The following is a 20,195-nucleotide window of genomic DNA, read 5'->3' as shown; positions in this document are numbered from 1 at the left end:
GAGGCCTCCACGGGAGGATTCGTAGAACCTGGCTCGACGAGCATACTAAGCAGTCGCTTGCCACTCTGGAAGCCGGGCCCATGCCGTTGCCGGGTGGCACCGGCCGCACGGGTAGGCCCGGTGACACGCCCGCCCGGCCTCCCGGCGCTCCCGCACCCGGGCAGCCGCCGGCGGATCACCCCAGACTGCCAGGCTGCCAGGGAATCACCGCTGACGCAGCGTCGAGCGGCGTACCACGAGTTCCGGCTGGAGGACGACACGCCGATGGGTGTGACCGGCGGCCCCGTCGCTCGCTTCGGTCTCCTCCAGCAGCAGCTCGGCGGCCATCGAGCCCATCGTGACGGCCGGCTGGCGCACCGAGGTGAGCGGCACGGCGGCGGCAGCGGCGAACTCGATGTCGTCGTAGCCGACGATGGCGACCTCGTCGGGGACCGAGACCCCGGCGGCGAACATCGCCTGCAACACGCCGAGCGCCAGCAGGTCGTTCGCGCAGAAGACGGCCGTCGGGCGGTCGGCGAGGCCGAGCAGCCGGGCGCCGGCGTCCCGGCCCGCGGCGACGTCGAGGTGCTCGGTGGGCAGTTCGTGCAGGGTCTCGGGCGACAGACCCGCCTGGGCGAGGGCGTGCAGGGCGCCCTGGCGACGGTCCCTGACCTGGTTGAACCCGGGCGGGCCGCTGACGTAGGCGATGCTGCGGTGGCCGGCGTCGATGAGATGCCGGGCGGCGAGCGCACCGCCGGCCACGTCGTCCACGGAGACGGAGCATTCGGTGGTGCCCTCCGCGACCCGGTCGACAAGGACGAACGGGATGTTGTGCCGGCGGAACGCGGCGATGTTGTGGCCCGTCGCGTCGGCCGGGGTGAGCAGCACTCCGCGGACCCGCTGCTCGGCGAAGAGTGACAGGTAGTCGGCCTCCTCGGCGGGGTTCTGCGCGCTGTTGCACACCATGACGCCGAGCCCCGCCTCGCGCGCGGCGCGCTCGGCGCCGCGCGCGACGTCCACGAAGAAGGGGTTTCCCATGTCGAGCACGAGCAGCGCCACGATGCGGCTCTGCCCGGCGCGCAGCTGCCGTGCCGACTCGCTACGGACGTAACCCAGGCGGTCGATGACGGACTGCACCCGGCGGCGGGTCTCCTCGGACACCAGATCGGGACGGTTGATCACGTTCGATACGGTGCCCACCGACACCCCGGCGTCCCGCGCCACGTCCTTGATACCGACCATGTCTCCCCTGTGCTCCGTCCTGCCGTGCCGTCTTCGGCCCCGTGCGGGCGGTGCCGACGGGCCGAGTTGGTGTCAGCGTATGCGCCCCGCGCCCGCGGCCCGGTCCAGCCACCAGGGGTTCGTCCGGCGACGTGCGCTCAGAACCGGTAGTCGTCGACGTTCTTCGCGTCGAAGACGGTCGGCTTCCCGAGGTCGATGACGCCGTGGGCGCCCACGGTGAAGGTGCCCATGTCGCCCGCCTTCAGCTTTTCGCCCCTCGCCCCGGTGATCTGCCCGGAGGACAGTGCGACGGCGGCGTGCGCGGCGAGCGCGCCCAGCTTGGCCGGGTCCCACAGCTCAAAGGCGTCCACGGTGCCGTTCTTCACGTACTTCCGCATGTCGTTGGGGGTGCCGAGGCCGGTCAGACGCACCTTCCCGCGGTACTTCGAACCCGACAGGTACTGGGCCGCTGCCTTGATGCCGACCGTCGTCGGGGAGATGATCCCGGCCAGCTTGGGGTGCTCCTGGAGCAGGCCCTGCGTCTGCTGGAAGGACTGCTGCGCGTCGTCGTTGCCGTAGGCGGTCTTGACGAGCTTCATGTTCTTGTAGCGCGGCTCCGTCAGCTCGTCCTTCATGTACGTGATCCAGGTGTTCTGGTTGGTCGCGGTCTGGGCCGCGGACAGGATCGCGATCTCGCCCCGGTAGCCGATCTGCTTGGCGATCTGCTGGACCAGGGTGCGGCCGATCGCCTCGGCGCTGGCCTGCGAGATGAAGACGTTGCGGCACTCGGGGTTGGTGTCCGAGTCATAGGTGACGATCTTGATGCCGTTCTTCATGGCCTGCTTCAGTGCGGTGCACAGGGCCCCGGGGTCCTGCGCGGACACCGCCATGGCGTCGACCTGCTGCTGGGTGAGGGTGTTGACGTAGGAGACCTGCCCGGAGGTGTCGGTGGCGCTGTTGGGCCCGGTCTCCTGGTAGGACGAGCCGAGCTGCTTGAGCGCCTTCTCGCCGCCCTTGTCGGCGACGGTGAAGTACGGGTTGTTGACCTGCTTGGGCAGGAAGGCGACCTTCAGGCCCTTCTTGGTGGCCGCGTTCGGGTCGGCCTTGGCGCCGGAGCCCGTGGCCTTGTCGCCGCCGTGGTCGACCGAGTCCTTGGTGGTGCCGCCGCACGCCGTGGCGGCCAGTGCCAGCGCGACGACCGCGGCGAGCGTGCCCCCGGCGCGGCGCAGCCCGCTGGGGACCGCGGCGGCACGGGGTCCGGCGGTGCCGGTGGAACGGCTCCGGGTGCGGTGGGCGGCGGAACGGCCCGGTACGGGAGAGAACATCATCGGTCCCTTTCGAAGCGGCGTGTGGAGCGGCGTGAGGAGGCGGAGAAGCGTGTGGAGGACGGAAGGCGGTGGGGCGAAGGGAAGGCCGGAAAGGATGTGCCCGACGGGGTCAGGAGGCGGGCGACGCGCTGCCGTGGCCCGGGCCGGGCTGCTCCCCCGGTTGCTCCGCGGCGCCCTGGCGGGCCTCGGGATCCGCCCCGGGCCCACCGCCGGCGCCCGCACCGCGGCCGGCCTGCGCGACCGCGATCTGCCGGGCCACCCGCGGCCCGAGCACCGAGATCACCAGCAGCACGCCGGTCACCACGATCTGCGACTGGGCCGAGACGTTCAGCAGGCTCATGGTGTCCTGGAGCCCGCCCAGCAGGAAGACCCCGGCGACGGCGCCGCCGAGGGTGCCGCGGCCGCCGTCGAAGTCGATGCCGCCGAGCAGCACGGCCGCGACGACGGAGAGCTCCAGGCCGGTGGCGTTGTCGTAGCGGGCGCTGGCGTAGTGCAGCGCCCAGAAGACGCCGGTGAGGGCGGACATCAGGCCGGTGGCGACGAACAGCCACAGCTTGTGCCGCTTGACGCGGATGCCGGCGAATCGCGCGGCCTCCTCGTTGGCGCCGACGGCGAACAGCGAGCGGCCGAACGGCGTGGCGTGCAGCACCGCCACCGCGATCGCGAGCAGCACCAGGTACGGCACGAAGGCGTACGGGATGAAGGTGCCGTCGATCCGGCCGGAGGCGAAGTCCAGGTACTGCGGCGGGAAGTCGGTCACCGCGTTGGCGCCCAGCACGATCTGGGCCACCCCGCGGTAGGCGGCCAGCGTGCCGATGGTGACGGCGAGCGAAGGCAGCCCGAGGCGGGTCACGAGCAGCCCGTTGACGAGGCCGCAGACGACGCCCAGCAGCAGGCACAGCGGGATGATCGTCTCGATGGGCAGCCCGGCGTTCCACAGCGCGCCCATGACGGCTCCGGACAGACCGGCCGTCGAGGCGACCGACAGGTCGATCTCGCCGGCCACCACCAGCATCGTCATGGGCAGCGCGATCAGCGCGATGGGCAGCGTGTTGCCGATCAGGAACGACACGTTCAGGGCGTTGCCGAAGCCGTCGACGAACTGCCAGGACGCGAGCAGCAGCACGACGAGCAGGGCGCCGACCACGCTGTCCCACCGCAGTGCGCCGGCTCCTGGGACACCGCCTGCGCCCTTGCTGCGGCGCGACACGGCGACGCGCGTTCGGGGGCTGTCAGCCATGGCGGGCGTTCCTCTTCTTCAGGGCCGCGGCCAGGCGCAGGGCGACCACCCGGTCCACGGCGATGGCGAGCACGAGCAGCACGCCGTTGACGGCCAGCACCCACACGGAGCTGACCCCCAGGGCGGGCAGCACGCTGTTGATCGAGGTCAGCAGCAGGGCGCCGAGGGCGGCGCCGTACACGCTGCCGGCGCCGCCGGTGAAGGCGACGCCGCCGACCACGACGGCGCTGACGACGGTGAGTTCGTAGCCGTTTCCGGTGCCGGAGTCGACGTTGCCGAAGCGGGCGAGGTAGAGCGCGCCGGCGAGCCCGGCGAGCGCCCCGCAGACGGTGTACGCGAGCAGGATCCGGCGGCGCACCTGGATGCCGGCGAGCCGGGCGGCCTCCGGGTTGGAGCCGAGTGCGTACAGCTCGCGGCCGCCCGCGAAGTGCCGCATGCCGTAGGCGGCGCAGACCACCACCGCGAGCGCGATCAGCGCCAGGTAGGGCACCGGCCCGAAGCCGCCGTCCCCGAAGTCGCCGAACCCGCCGGGCAGGTCGGCGGCGGTGATCTGGCGGGAGCCGACCCAGATGGAGTCAACGCCACGGATGACGTAGAGCGTGCCCAGCGTCACGACCAGCGCGGGTACCTGACCGAGGCTGACCAGCGCGCCGTTCAGCAGTCCGCAGCCGATGCCGAGGGCAACCGCGAGCAGCACGGCGAGGACCGGGTTCCCGCCGCCTTGCAGCCAGTTGCCGGCGGCGAAGGCGCTGATGCCGAGCGTGGAGCCGACCGACAGGTCGACGTTGCGCGAGATCACCACGAGCGCCTGGCCGGTGGCGACCAGCACCAGGATGGTCGCGTTCAGCAGCAGGTCCTTCACGCCCTGGACGGACAGGAAGTGGCTGTTGCCGGCCTGGGTGATGGCGATCATCACCAGGAAGACGACGAGGATGGCCAGTTCGCGCATCTTGAAGACGCGGTCGACGAGCCGGGTGGCGCCGCTGCCGGCCGGCTCGGTGGCGGGGGTGGCGGGTTGCTGCGTGACGGTCATGCTGCCGCCCTTCCGGTCGCGGCGGCCAGCACCGACTCCTCGGTGGCCGCCGCGCGGGAGATCTCGGCGGTCAGCCGTCCCTCGTGCATCACCAGCACCCGGTCGGCCATGCCGAGGATCTCGGGGAGGTCGGAGGAGATCATCAGGACGGCCACCCCGTCGGCGGCGAGCCGCGACAGCAGCCGGTGCACCTCGGCCTTGGTGCCGACGTCGATGCCTCGGGTGGGCTCGTCGACGATGAGCACGTTCGGGCCGGTGGCCAGCCATTTGGCGAGGACCACCTTCTGCTGGTTGCCGCCGGAGAGGGTGGCCACCGCGTCCGCCAGCCGGGCGTACTTGACCTGGAGCCTGACCGCCCAGTCCAGGGCCCGGCTGCGTTCGGCGCGGCGGTCCATGAGGCCGGCGCGCACCGTGCTGCGCAGGCCGGTGAGCCCGATGTTCCGCTCGATGGACATGCCCATCACGAGCCCCTGGGCGCGCCGGTCCTCCGGCACGAGGGCGAGGCCGGCCGCCATGGCGCTGCTCGGTGCCCCGTTGGTGAGCGGCCGGCCGTCGACGTGGACGGAGCCGGCGTCCCAGCGGTCGACGCCGAAGACGGCACGCGCCACCTCGCTGCGGCCCGCGCCGACCAGTCCGGCGAGGCCGACGATCTCGCCGCGCCGCACCGTGAAGGAGACGTCGGTGAAGACGCCCTCGCGGGTCAGCCGTTGCACGTCCAGCGCGACGGGACCGACCTCGGTGGGCTGTTTGGGGTAGAGCTCGTCGAGATCGCGCCCGACCATGCGGCGCACCAGGTCGTCCTCGGTGATCCCGCGGGAGCGGCCCGCGCCGCTCTCCCCCGTCGAGTCCGCTCCTGCCGTGGCTGCCTGTGCAGCGCCCGGCTCCCCCAGCAGGTCGGCGCCGACCAGCGCACCGTCGCGCAGCGTGGTGACCCGCTGGCAGAGTGCGAAGATCTCCTCGAGCCGGTGGGAGATGAACAGGACGGCGGCGCCCTGCTCGCGCAGGGTCCGCACCACGCCGAAGAGGCGCGCCACCTCGCTGCCGGTGAGGGCGGCCGTCGGCTCGTCCATGATCAGTACGCGGGCGTCGAAGGAGAGCGCCTTGGCGATCTCGACGATCTGCTGGTCGGCGATGGACAGGCCGCGCGCGGGCTGGTCGGGGTCGAGGTGGACGCCGAGGCGCCGGAACAGTGCGGCGGTGGCGGCGGTCGCCGCCCGGTGGTCGACCCGGCGCAGGGAGCGGCGCGGCTGACGGCCCATGAAGATGTTCTCGGCCACCGACAGGTCGGGGAAGAGGGTGGGTTCCTGGTAGATCACGGCCACCCCGGCGTCGCGGGCGTCCGCGGGACTGTGCCAGGCGACGGGGCGGCCGTCGAGGAGCACGGTGCCGGCGTCCGGTCGGTGCACCGCTGCAAGGATCTTGATCAGGGTCGACTTTCCTGCGCCGTTCTCCCCGGCGAGGGCGTGCGCCTCGCCCGCGTAGAGCCGCAGGGAGACATCCCGTAGCGCGCGCACCGCGCCGAAGGACTTGCTCACCCCCGCCAGCGCGAGCACCGGCACCGCGTCCGGCTCCGATCCGGTCATGCTGCAACTCCCACTCGACAAGAGGGACTTTCCGTGACGTACCGGCAACGGAGGGGTCCCCCGGAGTCGCGCTGCCGCCCCTCCGCCGGAGCAGCACACCCGCGGCACCGGCCCGTGCCGGCCGCCGGTCCACGACACGACCCGATCGGCGACGCACCCCCGGCCAGCTCCGGAGCGAGCCGCTTCCCGTGCCTCGCGCGTCATGACTCACCGGTCATGAAATGATTCAAACAAGTTCCGGGGAAGCTAGTCCCGAACGAAAGGCACGTCAAGGCTCCGCACACCGCGTTCCGCCCCCTTTTCCGTCCCTCACCATGAGTGATCTGGCCACACCGAGGCCTTGACGGGAGGTGGAATCGGAGTCAGAGTTCCCTGATATTGGATTGAATCGTTTTCAGAGGTGGCCACATGCCCGATCTGTCGGCCGTACGGGCGTCGCTCGCGGCCCAGCGCATCGAGACACCGTCCTGGGCCTACGGAAACTCCGGCACGCGCTTCAAGGTCTTTGCCCAACCCGGGGTGCCCCGCACACCGCAGGAGAAGCTGGACGACGCCGCCCAGGTGCACGCACTGACGGGCGTGGCGCCGGCCGTCGCCCTGCACATCCCGTGGGACCGGGTCGACGACTACGCGGCCCTCGCAGCGCACGCCAAGGAGCGCGGGCTGACGATCGGCGCGATCAACTCCAATGTCTTCCAGGACGACGACTACAAGCTGGGCTCGGTCACCAACCCCGACCCGGCGGTCCGCCGCAAGGCCCTGGACCACCTGCTGGAGTGCGTCGACATCATGGACGCCACCGGCTCTCGCGATCTGAAGCTGTGGTTCTCGGACGGCACCAACTACCCGGGCCAGGACGATCTGCACGCCCGCCAGGACCGGCTCGCCGAGGCGCTCGCCGCCGTGCACGAGCGGCTCGGCGACGGACAGCGGATGCTGCTGGAGTACAAACTGTTCGAGCCCGCCTTCTACGCCACCGACGTACCCGACTGGGGCACGGCCTACGCGCACTGCCTCAAGCTCGGTCCGAAGGCGCAGGTCGTCGTGGACACCGGGCACCACGCGCCGGGCACCAACATCGAGTTCATCGTCGCCTTCCTGCTGCGCGAGGGCCGGCTCGGCGGCTTCGACTTCAACTCCCGCTTCTACGCCGACGACGACCTGATGGTGGGCGCGGCGGACCCGTTCCAGCTGTTCCGGATCATGTACGAGGTGGTGCGGGGCGGTGGGCTCGGCGACGAGATCGCGTTCATGCTCGACCAGTGCCACAACATCGAGCCCAAGATCCCCGCGATCCTCCGCTCGGTGATGAACGTCCAGGAGGCCACGGCCAAGGCCCTCCTCGTCGACGCCGAGGCACTGCACGCAGCGCAGTCCACGGGCGACGTGCTCGGTGCCAACGCCGTACTGATGGACGCGTTCAACACCGATGTACGCCCGCTGGTGGCCGAGGTCCGCAGCGCGGCCGGCCTGGACCCGGACCCGATCGCGGCCTACCACGCCTCGGGCTGGCAGCAGCACATCGTCACCAACCGCGTCGGCGGCACGCAAGCAGGATGGGGAGCCTGAGCACATGAGCAGCACGACCAGCACACCGTCCGGCGAAGGTGTCCCGCCGGAGCGGACCGACGGGCGGGCCGGGCACCCCGCGGTGGCCGAGTTGCTGGCCCGCTCGCACCGGCTGGGCGCCGACCCGCGCAACACCAACTACGCCGGGGGCAACACCTCCGCCAAGGGCCGGGCCCCCGACCCGGTCACCGGCGGGGAGGCGGAGCTCATGTGGGTGAAGGGCTCGGGTGGGGACCTGGGCACGCTCACCGGTGCGGGGCTCGCCGTGCTGCGGTTGGACCGGGTGCGGGCGCTCAAGGACGTCTACCCGGGGGTGGCGCGGGAGGACGAGATGGTGGCCGCGTTCGACTACTGCCTGCATGGCAAGGGGGGTGCGGCGCCGTCCATCGACACGGCCATGCACGCGCTGGTGGACGCGGCCCATGTCGATCATCTGCATCCTGACTCCGGTATCGCGTTGGCCTGTGCGGCCGACGGGGAGAAGCTGACCGCGGAGTGTTTCGGTGACTCGGTGGTCTGGGTGCCCTGGCGGCGTCCGGGCTTCCAGCTCGGTCTGGACATCGCCGCGATCAAGGCCGCGAACCCGCAGGCCATCGGGTGCGTCCTCGGGGGGCATGGCATCACCGCCTGGGGCGAGAGTGCGCAGGAGTGCGAGGCCAACTCGCTGCACATCATCCGCACCGCCGAGCGGTTCCTCGCCGAGCACGGCAAGGCCGAGCCCTTCGGCGCGGTGCTGCCCGGCCACGAGCCGCTGCCACCGGACGAGCGTCGGGCGCGTGCGGCTGCCCTGGCGCCCGTGATCCGCGGCCTGGCCTCCCAGGACCGTCCGCAGGTGGGGCACTTCACCGACTCCGAGGAAGTGCTGGACTTCGTCTCGCGCGCCGAGCACCCGCGGCTGGCCGCACTGGGCACCTCCTGCCCGGACCACTTCCTGCGCACCAAGGTGCGCCCCCTGGTGCTCGACCTGCCGGCCACCGCGCCGCTCGACGCGGCCGTGGCGCGCCTGCGGGAGCTGCACGCCGCCTACCGCGAGGACTACGCCGCCTACTACGAGCGGCACGCCACCCCCGACTCGCCCGCGATGCGCGGCGCCGACCCGGCGATCGTGCTGGTCCCGGGCGTGGGCATGTTCTCCTTCGGCAAGGACAAGCAGACCGCCCGGGTCGCTGGCGAGTTCTACGTCAACGCCATCAACGTGATGCGGGGCGCGGAGGCGGTGTCGACGTACGCGCCGATCGAGGAGTCGGAGAAGTTCCGCATCGAGTACTGGGCCCTGGAAGAGGCCAAGCTCCAGCGCATGCCCAAGCCCAAGCCACTGGCCACCCGGATCGCCCTGGTCACCGGCGCGGGCAGCGGGATCGGCAAGGCGATCGCCCGCCGACTGGTGGCGGAGGGCGCCTGCGTGGCGGTCGCCGATGTGAACGCCACGAACGCGGCCACCGTCGCGGACGAGCTCGGCGGTCCGGACAGGGCGGTGGCGATCAGCGTCGACGTCACCGACGAGGCGCAGATCGCGGCCGCCGTCCAGGAGGCCGTCCTCGCCTTCGGCGGACTCGACCTGGTCGTGAACAACGCCGGCATCTCCGTCTCCAAGCCGCTGCTGGAGACCACCGCCGAGGACTGGGACCTCCAGCACGGCATCATGGCCCGCGGCTCCTTCCTCGTCTCCCGGGAGGCCGCCCGGGTGATGACCGCGCAGGGCATGGGCGGCGACATCGTCTACATCGCCTCCAAGAACGCCGTCTTCGCGGGCCCGAACAACATCGCCTACTCCGCCACCAAGGCCGACCAGGCCCACCAGGTACGGCTGCTCGCCGCCGAACTGGGCGAGCACGGCATCCGGGTCAACGGCGTCAACCCCGACGGCGTGGTGCGCGGCTCCGGGATCTTCGCGGGCGGCTGGGGCGCCAAGCGCGCCGCGGTCTACGGGGTACCGGAGGAGAAACTCGGCGAGTTCTACGCCCAGCGGACCCTGCTGAAGCGCGAGGTGCTCCCCGAGCACGTCGCAGCCGCCGTCTTCGCCCTGACCGGCGGCGATCTCACCCACACCACCGGCCTGCACATCCCGGTGGACGCGGGGGTTGCCGCAGCGTTCCTGCGGTGAGCCGGGGCGGTGCGGGGCGCGGCCGTCCTGGCGGCGGAGCGCCCCTTCCGCGGTGTGGGGATCCGTGGCCGCGCCCCGGCTCCCCCGCTGTCTGACGAACGCTGTCCGACGGACGGGAAGGCGCCCCCAGAGGTGTTGCCGTGCGGCGCCGCGGTATGTGTCACGGTCCCGTCCCCTTCGGGGTGGGGGGACGAGCAAGAAGACGAGCAAGAAGAGGTGCCCATGAGTGACTTCCAGTGTGCCGCGGTCGACCTGGGCGCCTCCAGCGGGCGGGTCATGCTGGGCCGGGTGGGCTCCGGCACGGGCGCCGAACTGTCGCTGACCGAGGTGCACCGCTTCCCCAACCGTCCGCTCCGCCTGCCCGAAGGCCTGCGCTGGGACATCCTCGCCCTCTACGGCGGAGTGCTCGACGGACTGCGCGCGGCCGGCGCAGCCACCGACCGGCTCGCCTCCGTCGGCATCGACAGCTGGGCCGTGGACTACGGCCTGCTCGACGCCGACGGCCGCCTGCTGGGCAACCCGGTCCACTACCGCGACACGCGCACGGAGGGCGTCGCCGAGGAGGTGTGGCGGAGCGTGCCGGCCGCCGAGCTGTATGCGGCGACCGGGTTGCAGTACGTGCCCTTCAACACCCTCTACCAGCTGGTGGCCGCCCGCGGCAGCGCCCAGCTGGCGGCGGCCCGGCAGATGCTGCTCATCCCCGATCTGCTGAGCCGCTGGCTGACCGGCGAGGCCGGCACCGAACTCACCAACGCCTCCACCACCCAGCTGATCGACCCGCGCACCCGCGACTGGTCGTATCCCACGGCGGAACGGCTCGGCATCGACCTGTCCCTCTTCCCGCCGCTGCGCCGCCCCGGCGACCCGGCCGGTGCGCTGCTGCCCGAGGTACTGGCCGAGACCGGGCTGGCCGGCCCGGTGCCGGTGACGACGGTCGGCTCGCACGACACGGCCTCGGCGGTGGCGGCGGTCCCTGCTGCCGACGGCGTCCCGTTCGCCTACGTGTGCACCGGCACCTGGTCCCTCGCAGGGCTCGAACTGGACGCGCCGGTGCTCACCGAGGCCAGCCGGCTGGCCAACTTCACCAACGAGCTGGGGCTCGACGGCACCGTGCGCTACCTGCGCAACATCATGGGCCTGTGGCTGCTCCAGGAGTGCCTGCGGGAATGGGACAACCCCCCGCTGGAGCCGCTGCTGCGCGATGCCGCCGCCGAACCGGGCCTGCGGTCCGTGGTGGACGCGGGCGACCCGGACTTCCTCGCGCCGGGCGGCATGCCCGGGCGGATCACGGCGGCCTGCCGCAAGCAGGGCCGGCGGGTGCCCGACACGCCCGCCGGGATCACCCGGTGCATCCTGGACTCCCTCGCCCTGGCCCATCGGCGCGCCGTCGACGAGGCGCAGCGGCTGTCGGGGCGCCATGTGGACGTGGTGCACATAGTCGGCGGCGGGGCCCGCAACGCCCTGCTGTGCCAGCTGACCGCCGACGCCTGCGGGCTGCCGGTGGTCGCCGGGCCGGCGGAGGCCGCCGCGTTCGGCAACGTCCTGGTGCAGGCCCGCTCGCACGGTCTCGCCGGTGACCTGCCGCGGATGCGGTCCCTGCTGGCCGCCACCCAACCGCTCGCGCGGTACCGGCCGTCCGGGGACAGGAAGGCCTGGGACCGCCAGGTCGAGGAATACGACGGGGATGCCCCCTCGGCCTGAGGTACGAGCGACGCGTACTCTGCACCCATCCGATGACTCATCCCATGATCTCTGCGACAACTGTCCGACGACCGAGGAGACGAAGCACGTCATGCGGGTCGCCCTGTTCCTGACATGCGTCAACGACACGCTCTATCCGGACACCGGCCGCTCTGTGGTCACGCTCCTGACCCGGCTGGGTGTCGAGGTGGACTTCCCGATGGCGCAGACCTGCTGCGGGCAGGCCCACTACAACACCGGATACCGGCACGAGGCGGAGCCGCTGGCGCGCCAATTCTCCGATGTCTTCCGTGATTACGACGCGATCGTCACCCCATCGGGGTCCTGCGCCTCGATGGTGCGGGAGCTGTATCCACGGCTCGGCGAGCGGGCCCGCGCGGAAGGCCGCGGCGACGCGCTCGCGACGGCGCTCGCCCCGGTGATCCCCAGGACGTACGAGCTGACCGAGTTCCTGGTGGACGTCCTGGGGGTGACCGACGTGGGCGCGTACTACCCGCACACCGTGACGTACCACCCCACCTGCCACGGGCTGCGCGCCCTGGGGCTCGGTGAGCGGCCCCGCCGGCTGCTGGAGGCCGTCCGGGGGCTGCGGCTGGTGGAGTTGCCGGGTGCCGACGAGTGCTGCGGCTTCGGTGGCACCTTCGCCGTGAAGAACCCCGACGTGTCGGCGGCCATGGGGGCGGACAAGGTACGCAACGCGGAGTCGACCGGCGCCGAGGTGCTGTGCGCTGCCGACAACTCCTGCCTCATGCACATCGGCGGCACCATGGCACGGCTGCGCACCGGCATGCGCCCGGTGCACATCGCGGACATCCTGGCGAGCACGGAAGAGGAAACCCTGTCATGACCGACGTGACTGGCACCTTCGTCGGCATGCCGGCGTTTCCCACCGCGGCGCGCACCGCGGTGCACGACGACACCCTGCGCGGCAACCTGCGGCACGCCACGCACACCATCCGCGCCAAGCGCGCGCGGGCGGTGTCCGAACTGGCCGACTGGGCGGCGCTGCGCACGGCGGGGCAGCAGATCAAGGACCACACGCTGCGCCATCTGGACCGCTATCTGCTGCAACTGGAGGAGTCGGTGACCGCCGCGGGCGGCACCGTGCACTGGGCGGCCGACGCCGACGAGGCCAACCGGATCGTCGCCGGCCTGGTCAAGGAGACCGGCGAGCGCGAGGTCGTCAAGGTCAAGTCGATGGCCACCCAGGAGATCGGGCTCAACGAAGCCCTGGCCGCCGAAGGCATCGACGCCTACGAGACCGACCTGGCCGAGCTGATCGTGCAGCTCGGCAAGGACCGCCCGTCACACATCCTCGTTCCCGCGATCCACCGCAACCGCAGCGAGATCCAGGACATCTTCACGCGGGAGATGGGCGAGTGGGGCCGGCCGGCGCCGGACGGCCTGAGCGATGTGCCCGCCGATCTCGCCGAGGCGGCGCGGCTGCACCTGCGGGAGAAGTTCCTGCGCGCCAAGGTCGGTGTCTCGGGCGCCAACTTCATGGTCGCCGAGACCGGCACCCTCGTCGTCGTCGAGTCCGAGGGCAACGGCCGGATGTGCCTGACGCTGCCGGAGACGTTGATCTCCGTCGTGGGCATCGAGAAGGTGGTGCCGACCTGGCAGGACCTGGAGGTCTTCCTCCAGACCCTGCCCCGCTCCTCGACCGCGGAGCGGATGAACCCGTACACCTCCATGTGGACCGGGACCACGGACGCCGACACGGCCGACGGGCCGCGCACCTTCCACCTGGTGCTGCTCGACAACGGTCGCACCGACACCCTCGCCGACACCGTCGGACGCCAGGCGCTGCGCTGCATCCGCTGCTCGGCCTGCCTCAATGTCTGCCCGGTGTACGAGCGGGCCGGCGGGCACGCCTACGGGTCGGTGTACCCGGGCCCGATCGGGGCGATCCTCAGCCCGCAACTGCGCGGCACGGCCAGCGACATCGACGCCTCGCTGCCGTACGCCTCGTCGCTGTGCGGCGCCTGCTACGAGGTGTGCCCGGTCGCGATCGACATCCCCGAGGTACTGGTGCACCTGCGGGAGCGGGTCGTCGAGGGTGGTCCGGTGACCCGGCAGGGCGCCAAGGTGCGGCTGAAGCCGGCCCGAGGGCACGCCGCGGAGCGGGCCGCCATGCGCGCCGCCCGCTGGACGTTCAGCCATCCCGCGGCGCTGCGTGCGGGACAGCGTCTGGCGTCCGCCACCCGTCGTGTCCACCCGCGCACCCTGCCGGGCCCTGGCCGGGCGTGGAGCGCGACGCGCGATCTGCCGAGGCTGCCCGCGGAGCCGTTCCGCGACTGGTGGCGGCGCACCCACGGGGCCGGCAACGCGGCCGGCGCCCAGCGTCCCGCACCGCCCTCCGCCAGCGGTCAGAGCAGCCCGCAACCCGGCACCGAGCCCGGAAAGGACCCGCAGTGAGCAGCAAGGACGTCATCCTGGGCCGGGTGCGCCGGGCACTGGCCGATGTGCCCGCCGACGACACCGGCACCGCCCACACGGCCGGCTACGCGCGGGCCGTGGACCGTGACTACCTCCGCGCGCACGGTGAGCGCACCGAGGAGGAGACGGTGGAGCTGCTCGCGGAGAACCTGGCGGACTACCGGGCCATCGTGCACCGCACGGACGCGGGCGGTCTCGCCGGACTGCTGGGCCGGCTGCTGGCCGACCGCGGGGCACGGTCGGTGCTGGTGCCACCCGGGCTGCCGCCGCACTGGCTCGCCGACGCCGGGCCGCGCCGTGTGGAGGACCTCGCCACGAGCACCCCGCACGAACTCGACGAGGTGGACAGCGTGGTCACCGGCTGCGCGGTGGCGATCGCCGAGACCGGCACCCTGGTGCTCAACGGCGGTCCTGACCAGGGCCGCCGCCGCATCACGCTCGTCCCCGACCACCACATCTGTGTCGTTCGGGTCCCCGACCAGGTCGTCTCGTCCGTCCCGCAGGCCCTCGAACGGCTCTCTCCCGGACGTCCCCTGACATGGATCTCCGGGCCGTCGGCGACCAGCGACATCGAACTCGACCGGGTGGAGGGCGTGCACGGGCCGCGCACCCTGGAGGTGGTGCTGACGACCGGGGAGTGAGCGGGCCGGTCGTGCCGCGGCCCGCCATGACGGGTCAGGCAGCCGCCCGGCAGGGCTCACTCCAGCGGCTGCTCGGCCCAGATCGTCTTGCCGCGTGGCAGGGGCCGCGTCCCCCAGCGCTGGCTGAGCTGGGCGACCAGATACAGACCGCGCCCTCCCTCGTCGTCCGTCTCGGCGTGCCGTAGTTGTGGGGTGGCGGCGCTCGGGTCGGAGACCTCGCAGATCAGCGTGGAGTTGCGGATGATGCGCAGTTCCACGGGGCTCGAGGAGTAGCGCACCGCGTTGGTCACCAGCTCGCTGGCGATCAGTTCGGTGCTGAAGCCCAGGTCTCCCAGGTCCCACTCCGCCAGCAGCTCACGGACCAGCCGGCGTGCCTCGGCGGCGCTCTCCGGCGTGTCGGGCAGCGTCCACGCCGCCACCTGATCCGGACCCAGCACACGGGTCCTGGCCAGCAGCAGCATCGCGTCGTCCACGGGGTTCGGCGGGATCAGGGCGGACAGCAGCGCGTCGCACGCGTCCCACAGCCGGGTCGCGGGGCGGCTCAGCGTCTCCCGGTAGAGCCGTAGTTCATCGATCGGGTCGGCCTTCACCAGGCTCGCGCTGCGCAGCGCGAGGATGCTGCCGGCCGGCAGCGTGACCCGGGTGACGGTGTAGCGCGGCACACCACGGCCGAGCACCGGCCCCCGCGGGGCCTCCAGGACCTCCGCCCGGCCGTCGGGCATGACGACCACCGGCATCGGGTGGCCCGCGCTGGCCAGTACGCAGGCGCGGGTGGTGGGGTCGTAGACGACGAACAGGCACGTCGCGGTCAGCTCCGTGGGCGACTCCGCGACTGAAGGGTACTCACGGCCCAGCTGGCCGGTCAGCTCGTGGAGCCGTTCCAGCAGTTCCTCCGCGGGCAGGTCCATGGTGGCGAGGGCGCCGAGTACGGTGCGGAGCCTGCCCATGGTGGTCACCGCCGGCATGCCCTGACCCGAGACGTCGCCCGCCACGAGCGCCACCCGGCAGCCGGAGAGCGCGATGACGTCGTACCACACCCCGCTGGAGGCGACCGGCAGATAGCTGTAGGCGGTCTCCACCGCGGCGTGCTCCGGCAGTCGCGTGGGCACCAGGCTGCGCTGGATGAGCCGGGCCAGGGCGTGTTCGCGTGTGTAGCGGCGGGCGTTGTCGATGCTGATGGCGGCCCGGTCGGCGAGATCGGACGCGAGGGTGACGTCGCTGTCGTCGAAGGGGGGCGAGTCCCTGGTCCGGTAGAGCGACACCAGCCCCAGCACGACCCCGCGTGCCCGCAGCGGCAGCACGATCAGGGTGTGCAGGCCCCCCTCACGCGCCTTCTTCGCCTGGGCGGTGTCAGCGGCGAGCCAGTCCTCGTCGGCGGTCATCGCGACGCGGCGGGGTTGCAGATCGCCGAGGGTCCGGGTGTGCGGCGTGCCGTAGCGCATCATCCGGATGCTGCCCACCTCGTACACGGGGCGCACCGTCTCCTGCGGTGTGGCGGCGAAGGCGATCCGGCGCAGCGTGACCCGCTCCGGCACGGGGCCCGGCGCCGGTGCCTCACCGTGCAGCACCGAGTCGAGGATGTCCACCGCGGCGAGGTCGGCCAGGCCGTGGACCATCACGTCCACCAGTTCCTGGGCGGTGCGGTCCACGTCCAGCGTGCTGCCGATCTGCTCGCCGGCACGGTGCAGCAGCTCCAGGCGTGCCCGTGCCTGCTCCCGGTCGGTGATGTCGACGAGGGTGGCGGCGACGCCCAGGATCCGGCCGTCCGGCGCCTCGAGGCGGAACAGGGAGACGGACAGGGTGCGCCCGGTGGGCGACCCCGGTGGCTGCGGCACCTGGTAGACGTGGTCGATGACCTCGTCGCCGGTCTCCAGTACGCGCTGCATCATGTGCAGCACCTCGTCGGTGGCCAGCCCCAGGTCCTGCCAGGCGCAGCCGGCCATCCGTGTCGGGTCCACGCCCCCCTCGGTGCGCAGACCGGTGCTGACGTGCACGACGCGCAGCCGACGGTCCAGTACGTGCACTCCGATGGGCGCCCGGGTCAACAGCACGGCCAGCAGCGCCGCACCGTAGTCAGGGTCCATGCCGCACCGGCCCTCCTGAAGTGATCCGGTTCGCGCCCGGTGCGACCAGTCAAGCCCGGCCGCGGGTCGCCCGCAGTCCGTGTGCTCCGGTTGACGGACGGCGGCGCGCCCCCACGGGCGTCCGTGCACCCCGGCGACGGGCCCCAGGCGGATACGTGCCGCACTCTTGTTCCCTCCGTCACACCTGCTTACCGTCAGAGCGCGCTGCACGCCTCGCGCATCGGGCGCGGGCGGCGGCGGACATGACTCCTGGGGCTTCATATGCCAGTTCGAACCATCCGGCTGAACGGTGAGGAGACCAGCGCCGAGTACCAGTCAGCCGGCACCGGAGACGACCAGGCCTCGGAACCGCTGCTGTACTGGCTGCGCGAGCGGCTCGGCCAGTACGGACCCAGATTCGGCTGTGGTGTCTCGCAGTGCGGTGCCTGCACCGTCCTGGTGGACGGTGTCCCCACCCGGTCCTGCGTCACGGACGTGCACACCGTGCCCGACGGCGCCGAGGTGCGCACCCTCGACGGCCTCGCCGAGAACGGCGAGCGGCACCCGTTACAGAAGGCGTTCGTCCGGTTCCAGGCCGGCCAGTGCGCGTTCTGCGTCAACGGCATGGTGATGGGCGCGCTCGGCTGGCTGGAGGGCCGGATCGCCGCGGGCAACCGTGCGGTGCCGTCAGCGGACGAGATACGGGACTTCCTCTCCGGCGCCGGCGAGGACAACGACCGCAACTACCTGTGCCGCTGTGGCACCCACACCCGGATCACCGCGGCGATCCGCTCCGCAGCCGAGGAGATGGTCCGTTGACGTCCGCGTGGCCATACCCGACGCCCCCCTCACCCGGTCGGCCCTGTACCGGCGCGAAGCGCAAAGCAGCCGCGGAGGAATCCCTATGAGCGCCCCGACCACCCCGTTCTCCCGCCGTGGTTTCCTGCTCGGTACGGGCAGTCTGGCCGTCGGCTTCTCGTTGCTCGGTGGCGCGCCGGCCCAGGCCGCGCAGCGCGGATCGCAGCGGCATCCGCGCGCCGATGACGGCTCCATCCGGGTCACCGCCGAGAACGGCTCGCCCGGTGACCCGGAGTCGTGGCTGGTGCTCACCCCGGCCGCGATCACCGTCTTCAGCGGCAAGGTGGAGCTGGGCACCGGCATCCAGACCGCGCTGACCCAGATCGTGGTGGAGGAACTGCGGCTGGGCGTCGGGGACGTCTCCTACGTGCAGGGCGACACCGAACGCACCGTCAGCCAGGGCACCACGGCAGGTTCGAAGAGCATCCAGACCGGCGGTGTCCAACTGCGCCAGGCCGCCGCGACGGCCTACGCGGAACTGCTCGCCCGTGCCGCCGCCCACTTCGGCGTCGACGCGGCCGACCTGGTCGCGGCGGACGGGCACTTCCAGGTGCGCGGCGGTGACGGCACGCAGGTCGGTTACGCCACCCTGCTGGCGGACGGCGACTCGGTGGTCCCGCTCGACAAGGACGCCCCCTTGGTCGCCCCGGACGACTACGTCGTGGTCGGCACCGAGCAACCACGCGTCGACCTGCCCGGCAAGCTGGACGCCACCTTCCGCTTCATGTCCGACGTGGCCCCCGAGGGCACGCTGCACGGCCGTGTGGTGCGCCCGGCGGGCCGTAACTCCCGCAACCCGGTCATCGGCAACCTGGAGCGTGCGCGGGCCATCGAGGGGTTCGTGGACGTCGTCCAGCACGAGCGGTTCATCGGCGTCGTCGCCAGCACCGAGTGGGCCGCGGTCCGCGCCGCCGACCCGGACACCGGCATCACCGTCAGCTGGGACGAGGGGCCCGCCCTGATCGCCCAGGAGGACCTGCCGTCCGCGCTGCGCGACCCGGCGAACTCGTACGCCACCGTCGTCGAGATCGACGGCGACGTGGACCCGGTCTTCGCCTCGGCGGACACCGTGCTCACCGCCCAGTACTTCACCCCGTTCCAGATGCACGGCGGCATGGGCGCGTCCACCGGGGTGGCCGACGTCCGGGCGGCGCCGGACCCGCAGACCGGCTTCCAGGCCACCGTCTGGTCCGCCACCCAGAACGTCACCGCCCTGCGGGGCGCCGTCGCCGGGCTGCTCGGGCTCGACGAGTCGCTGGTGCACGTGGTCTACGCGGAGGGCAGCGGCTGTTACGGCCACAACGGCGCCGACGACGCCTCGGCGGATGCCGCGCTGCTCTCCCAGGCGGTGCACAAGCCGGTGCGGGTGCAGTGGACCCGGATGGACGAGCACGGCTGGGAACCGCTCGGCCCGGCCCAGGCACACGACATGAAGGGCGCCGTCGACGGCAGCGGCATCATCGCCTGGTCGCACCTGAACTACGCGCCCCCGACCAACAGCCGCCCGTCGGCGGACAATCCCGGGAGTCTGCTCCCCGGGGCCCTCAGCGGCCGGCTGCCGGATCCGCTGCCCGGCTCCTCGGTGGACTCCTCGGGCCGCAACTGCCCTCTCACCTACGACGTCCTCCAGCGCGTGGAGGCCCGGCTGGTCAAGACCTTCGAGACGACGGGCGAGAACTCCGCCACCCCGTCGAGCCCGCTGACCTACCGGCTGCCGCGCACCACGGCACTGCGCTCGCTCGGTGGCTTCTCCAACAGCTTCACCAACGAGTCGTTCTTCGACGAACTCGCGCACGCCGGCGACTTCGACCCGCTCGAACTGCGCATCGCGTCCCTGACCGACCCCCGCGCCGTCGCGGTCTGCGAGGCGCTACGGCCGGCCTGGCAGGCCCGCCCGCAGGGTGGTGACGGTGTCGGGGCGGGGGTGGCGTTCCAGCAGTACGAGGTGAAGTACGCCTATGCCGCTGCCTACGCCGAGGTCACGGTGGACCTGGCGGCCGGCCAAGTGCGGGTCACCCGGGTCGTGGTGGCCCACGACTGCGGTCTGATCGTCAACCCGGACGGGCTGCGCAACCAGATCGAGGGCAACGTCGTCCAGGGCGTCAGCCGTGCCCTGAAGGAAGAGGTCGGCTACTCGGGTGACCGGGTGACGACGGTGGTGTGGGAGACCAGCACGTACCACCCCGGCAAGCAGTACGAGGTGGTGCGGTTCAACGAGGTCCCCGAGATCGAGACCATCCTCATCGACCAGCCGGACCAGCCGCCGCTCGGCGCCGGTGAGCCCGCCATCGGGCTCATGGGCGGAGCGATCGGGAACGCCGTCTTCGCCGCCACCGGCACACGGCTGCGGACGCTGCCGCTCACCCCGGAACGGGTGAAGGCGGCGCTCGAGGGGCAGGACGGCTGATCGGGCGGGCCCGTCCCGCACCGGGCGAT

13 protein-coding genes and 1 pseudogene are annotated in these 20,195 nt (G+C 72.2%); 8 read left to right on the top strand and 6 right to left on the bottom strand.

The window, feature by feature from the left end; genetic code table 11:
* Window positions 1-204: 204 nt before the first annotated feature.
* The 5 genes and pseudogenes from NQO67_RS03180 to NQO67_RS03160 all read right to left on the bottom strand — a co-directional run.
* Complete coding sequence (locus NQO67_RS03180; protein ID WP_255946070.1) at window positions 205-1,221, bottom strand: LacI family DNA-binding transcriptional regulator; 1,017 nt, start codon at window positions 1,219-1,221, stop codon at window positions 205-207.
* A gap of 137 nt (window positions 1,222-1,358) precedes the next feature.
* Window positions 1,359-2,525, bottom strand: a complete 1,167-nt coding sequence (gene rhaS, locus NQO67_RS03175; protein WP_255946068.1) for a rhamnose ABC transporter substrate-binding protein — start codon at window positions 2,523-2,525, stop codon at window positions 1,359-1,361.
* Window positions 2,526-2,637: 112 nt separating this feature from the next.
* Window positions 2,638-3,768 carry an ABC transporter permease gene (locus NQO67_RS03170; RefSeq protein ID WP_255946066.1) on the bottom strand — a complete coding sequence of 377 codons (1,131 nt, stop codon included), beginning with the start codon at window positions 3,766-3,768 and terminating at the stop codon, window positions 2,638-2,640.
* Window positions 3,761-4,801, bottom strand: coding sequence for an ABC transporter permease (locus NQO67_RS03165; protein ID WP_255946064.1), 1,041 nt, complete (start codon window positions 4,799-4,801; stop codon window positions 3,761-3,763). Before NQO67_RS03165 ends, NQO67_RS03170 begins: the two co-directional genes overlap by 8 nt.
* Window positions 4,798-6,360 (bottom strand): annotated as a pseudogene (locus NQO67_RS03160) (sugar ABC transporter ATP-binding protein); the annotation flags it as partial. The gene NQO67_RS03165 and the pseudogene NQO67_RS03160, both read right to left, overlap by 4 nt.
* A gap of 432 nt (window positions 6,361-6,792) precedes the next feature.
* Between NQO67_RS03160 and rhaI the strand changes: the two are divergent.
* The 6 genes from rhaI (at window position 6,793) to NQO67_RS03130 (ending at window position 14,838) form a co-directional block, all read left to right on the top strand.
* Window positions 6,793-7,953 carry an L-rhamnose isomerase gene (gene rhaI, locus NQO67_RS03155; RefSeq protein ID WP_255946060.1) on the top strand — a complete coding sequence of 387 codons (1,161 nt, stop codon included), beginning with the start codon at window positions 6,793-6,795 and terminating at the stop codon, window positions 7,951-7,953.
* Window positions 7,954-7,957: 4 nt separating this feature from the next.
* A complete protein-coding gene (locus NQO67_RS03150; protein WP_255946058.1) occupies window positions 7,958-10,057 on the top strand; it encodes a bifunctional aldolase/short-chain dehydrogenase in 2,100 nt (699 codons plus the stop codon).
* 222 nt (window positions 10,058-10,279) lie between these two features.
* Window positions 10,280-11,758 (top strand): rhamnulokinase, encoded by a 1,479-nt coding sequence (locus tag NQO67_RS03145; RefSeq protein ID WP_255946056.1) that lies wholly within the window; start codon window positions 10,280-10,282, stop codon window positions 11,756-11,758.
* A gap of 91 nt (window positions 11,759-11,849) precedes the next feature.
* Window positions 11,850-12,605 carry a (Fe-S)-binding protein gene (locus tag NQO67_RS03140; protein WP_255946054.1) on the top strand — a complete coding sequence of 252 codons (756 nt, stop codon included), beginning with the start codon at window positions 11,850-11,852 and terminating at the stop codon, window positions 12,603-12,605.
* A 5-nt stretch (window positions 12,606-12,610) separates the two neighbouring features.
* Window positions 12,611-14,176 (top strand): LutB/LldF family L-lactate oxidation iron-sulfur protein, encoded by a 1,566-nt coding sequence (locus NQO67_RS03135; RefSeq protein WP_255946752.1) that lies wholly within the window; start codon window positions 12,611-12,613, stop codon window positions 14,174-14,176.
* Window positions 14,173-14,838 (top strand): LutC/YkgG family protein, encoded by a 666-nt coding sequence (locus NQO67_RS03130; protein ID WP_255946052.1) that lies wholly within the window; start codon window positions 14,173-14,175, stop codon window positions 14,836-14,838. The genes NQO67_RS03135 and NQO67_RS03130 overlap by 4 nt, the downstream gene beginning before the upstream one ends.
* Window positions 14,839-14,894: 56 nt before the next feature.
* On the opposite strand, the gene NQO67_RS03125 is transcribed toward NQO67_RS03130, so the two are convergent.
* Window positions 14,895-16,922, bottom strand: coding sequence for a SpoIIE family protein phosphatase (locus NQO67_RS03125; protein ID WP_255946050.1), 2,028 nt, complete (start codon window positions 16,920-16,922; stop codon window positions 14,895-14,897).
* A gap of 261 nt (window positions 16,923-17,183) precedes the next feature.
* Here NQO67_RS03125 and NQO67_RS03120 point away from each other — a divergent pair, with 261 nt between their 5' ends.
* Both NQO67_RS03120 and NQO67_RS03115 read left to right on the top strand, forming a co-directional pair.
* Window positions 17,184-17,720: a (2Fe-2S)-binding protein gene (locus NQO67_RS03120; protein ID WP_255946048.1), complete on the top strand. Its 537-nt coding sequence runs from the start codon at window positions 17,184-17,186 to the stop codon at window positions 17,718-17,720.
* 85 nt (window positions 17,721-17,805) lie between these two features.
* Window positions 17,806-20,166, top strand: coding sequence for a xanthine dehydrogenase family protein molybdopterin-binding subunit (locus tag NQO67_RS03115; RefSeq protein WP_255946046.1), 2,361 nt, complete (start codon window positions 17,806-17,808; stop codon window positions 20,164-20,166).
* The last annotated feature ends 29 nt before the right edge of the window (window positions 20,167-20,195 follow it).

It is taken from the genome of Streptomyces odontomachi, assembly GCF_024435355.1.
GTDB lineage: Bacteria > Actinomycetota > Actinomycetes > Streptomycetales > Streptomycetaceae > Streptomyces > Streptomyces odontomachi.
Note: the sequence above shows the minus strand (reverse complement) of the source record. Positions and strands in the feature narration are given on the sequence as shown.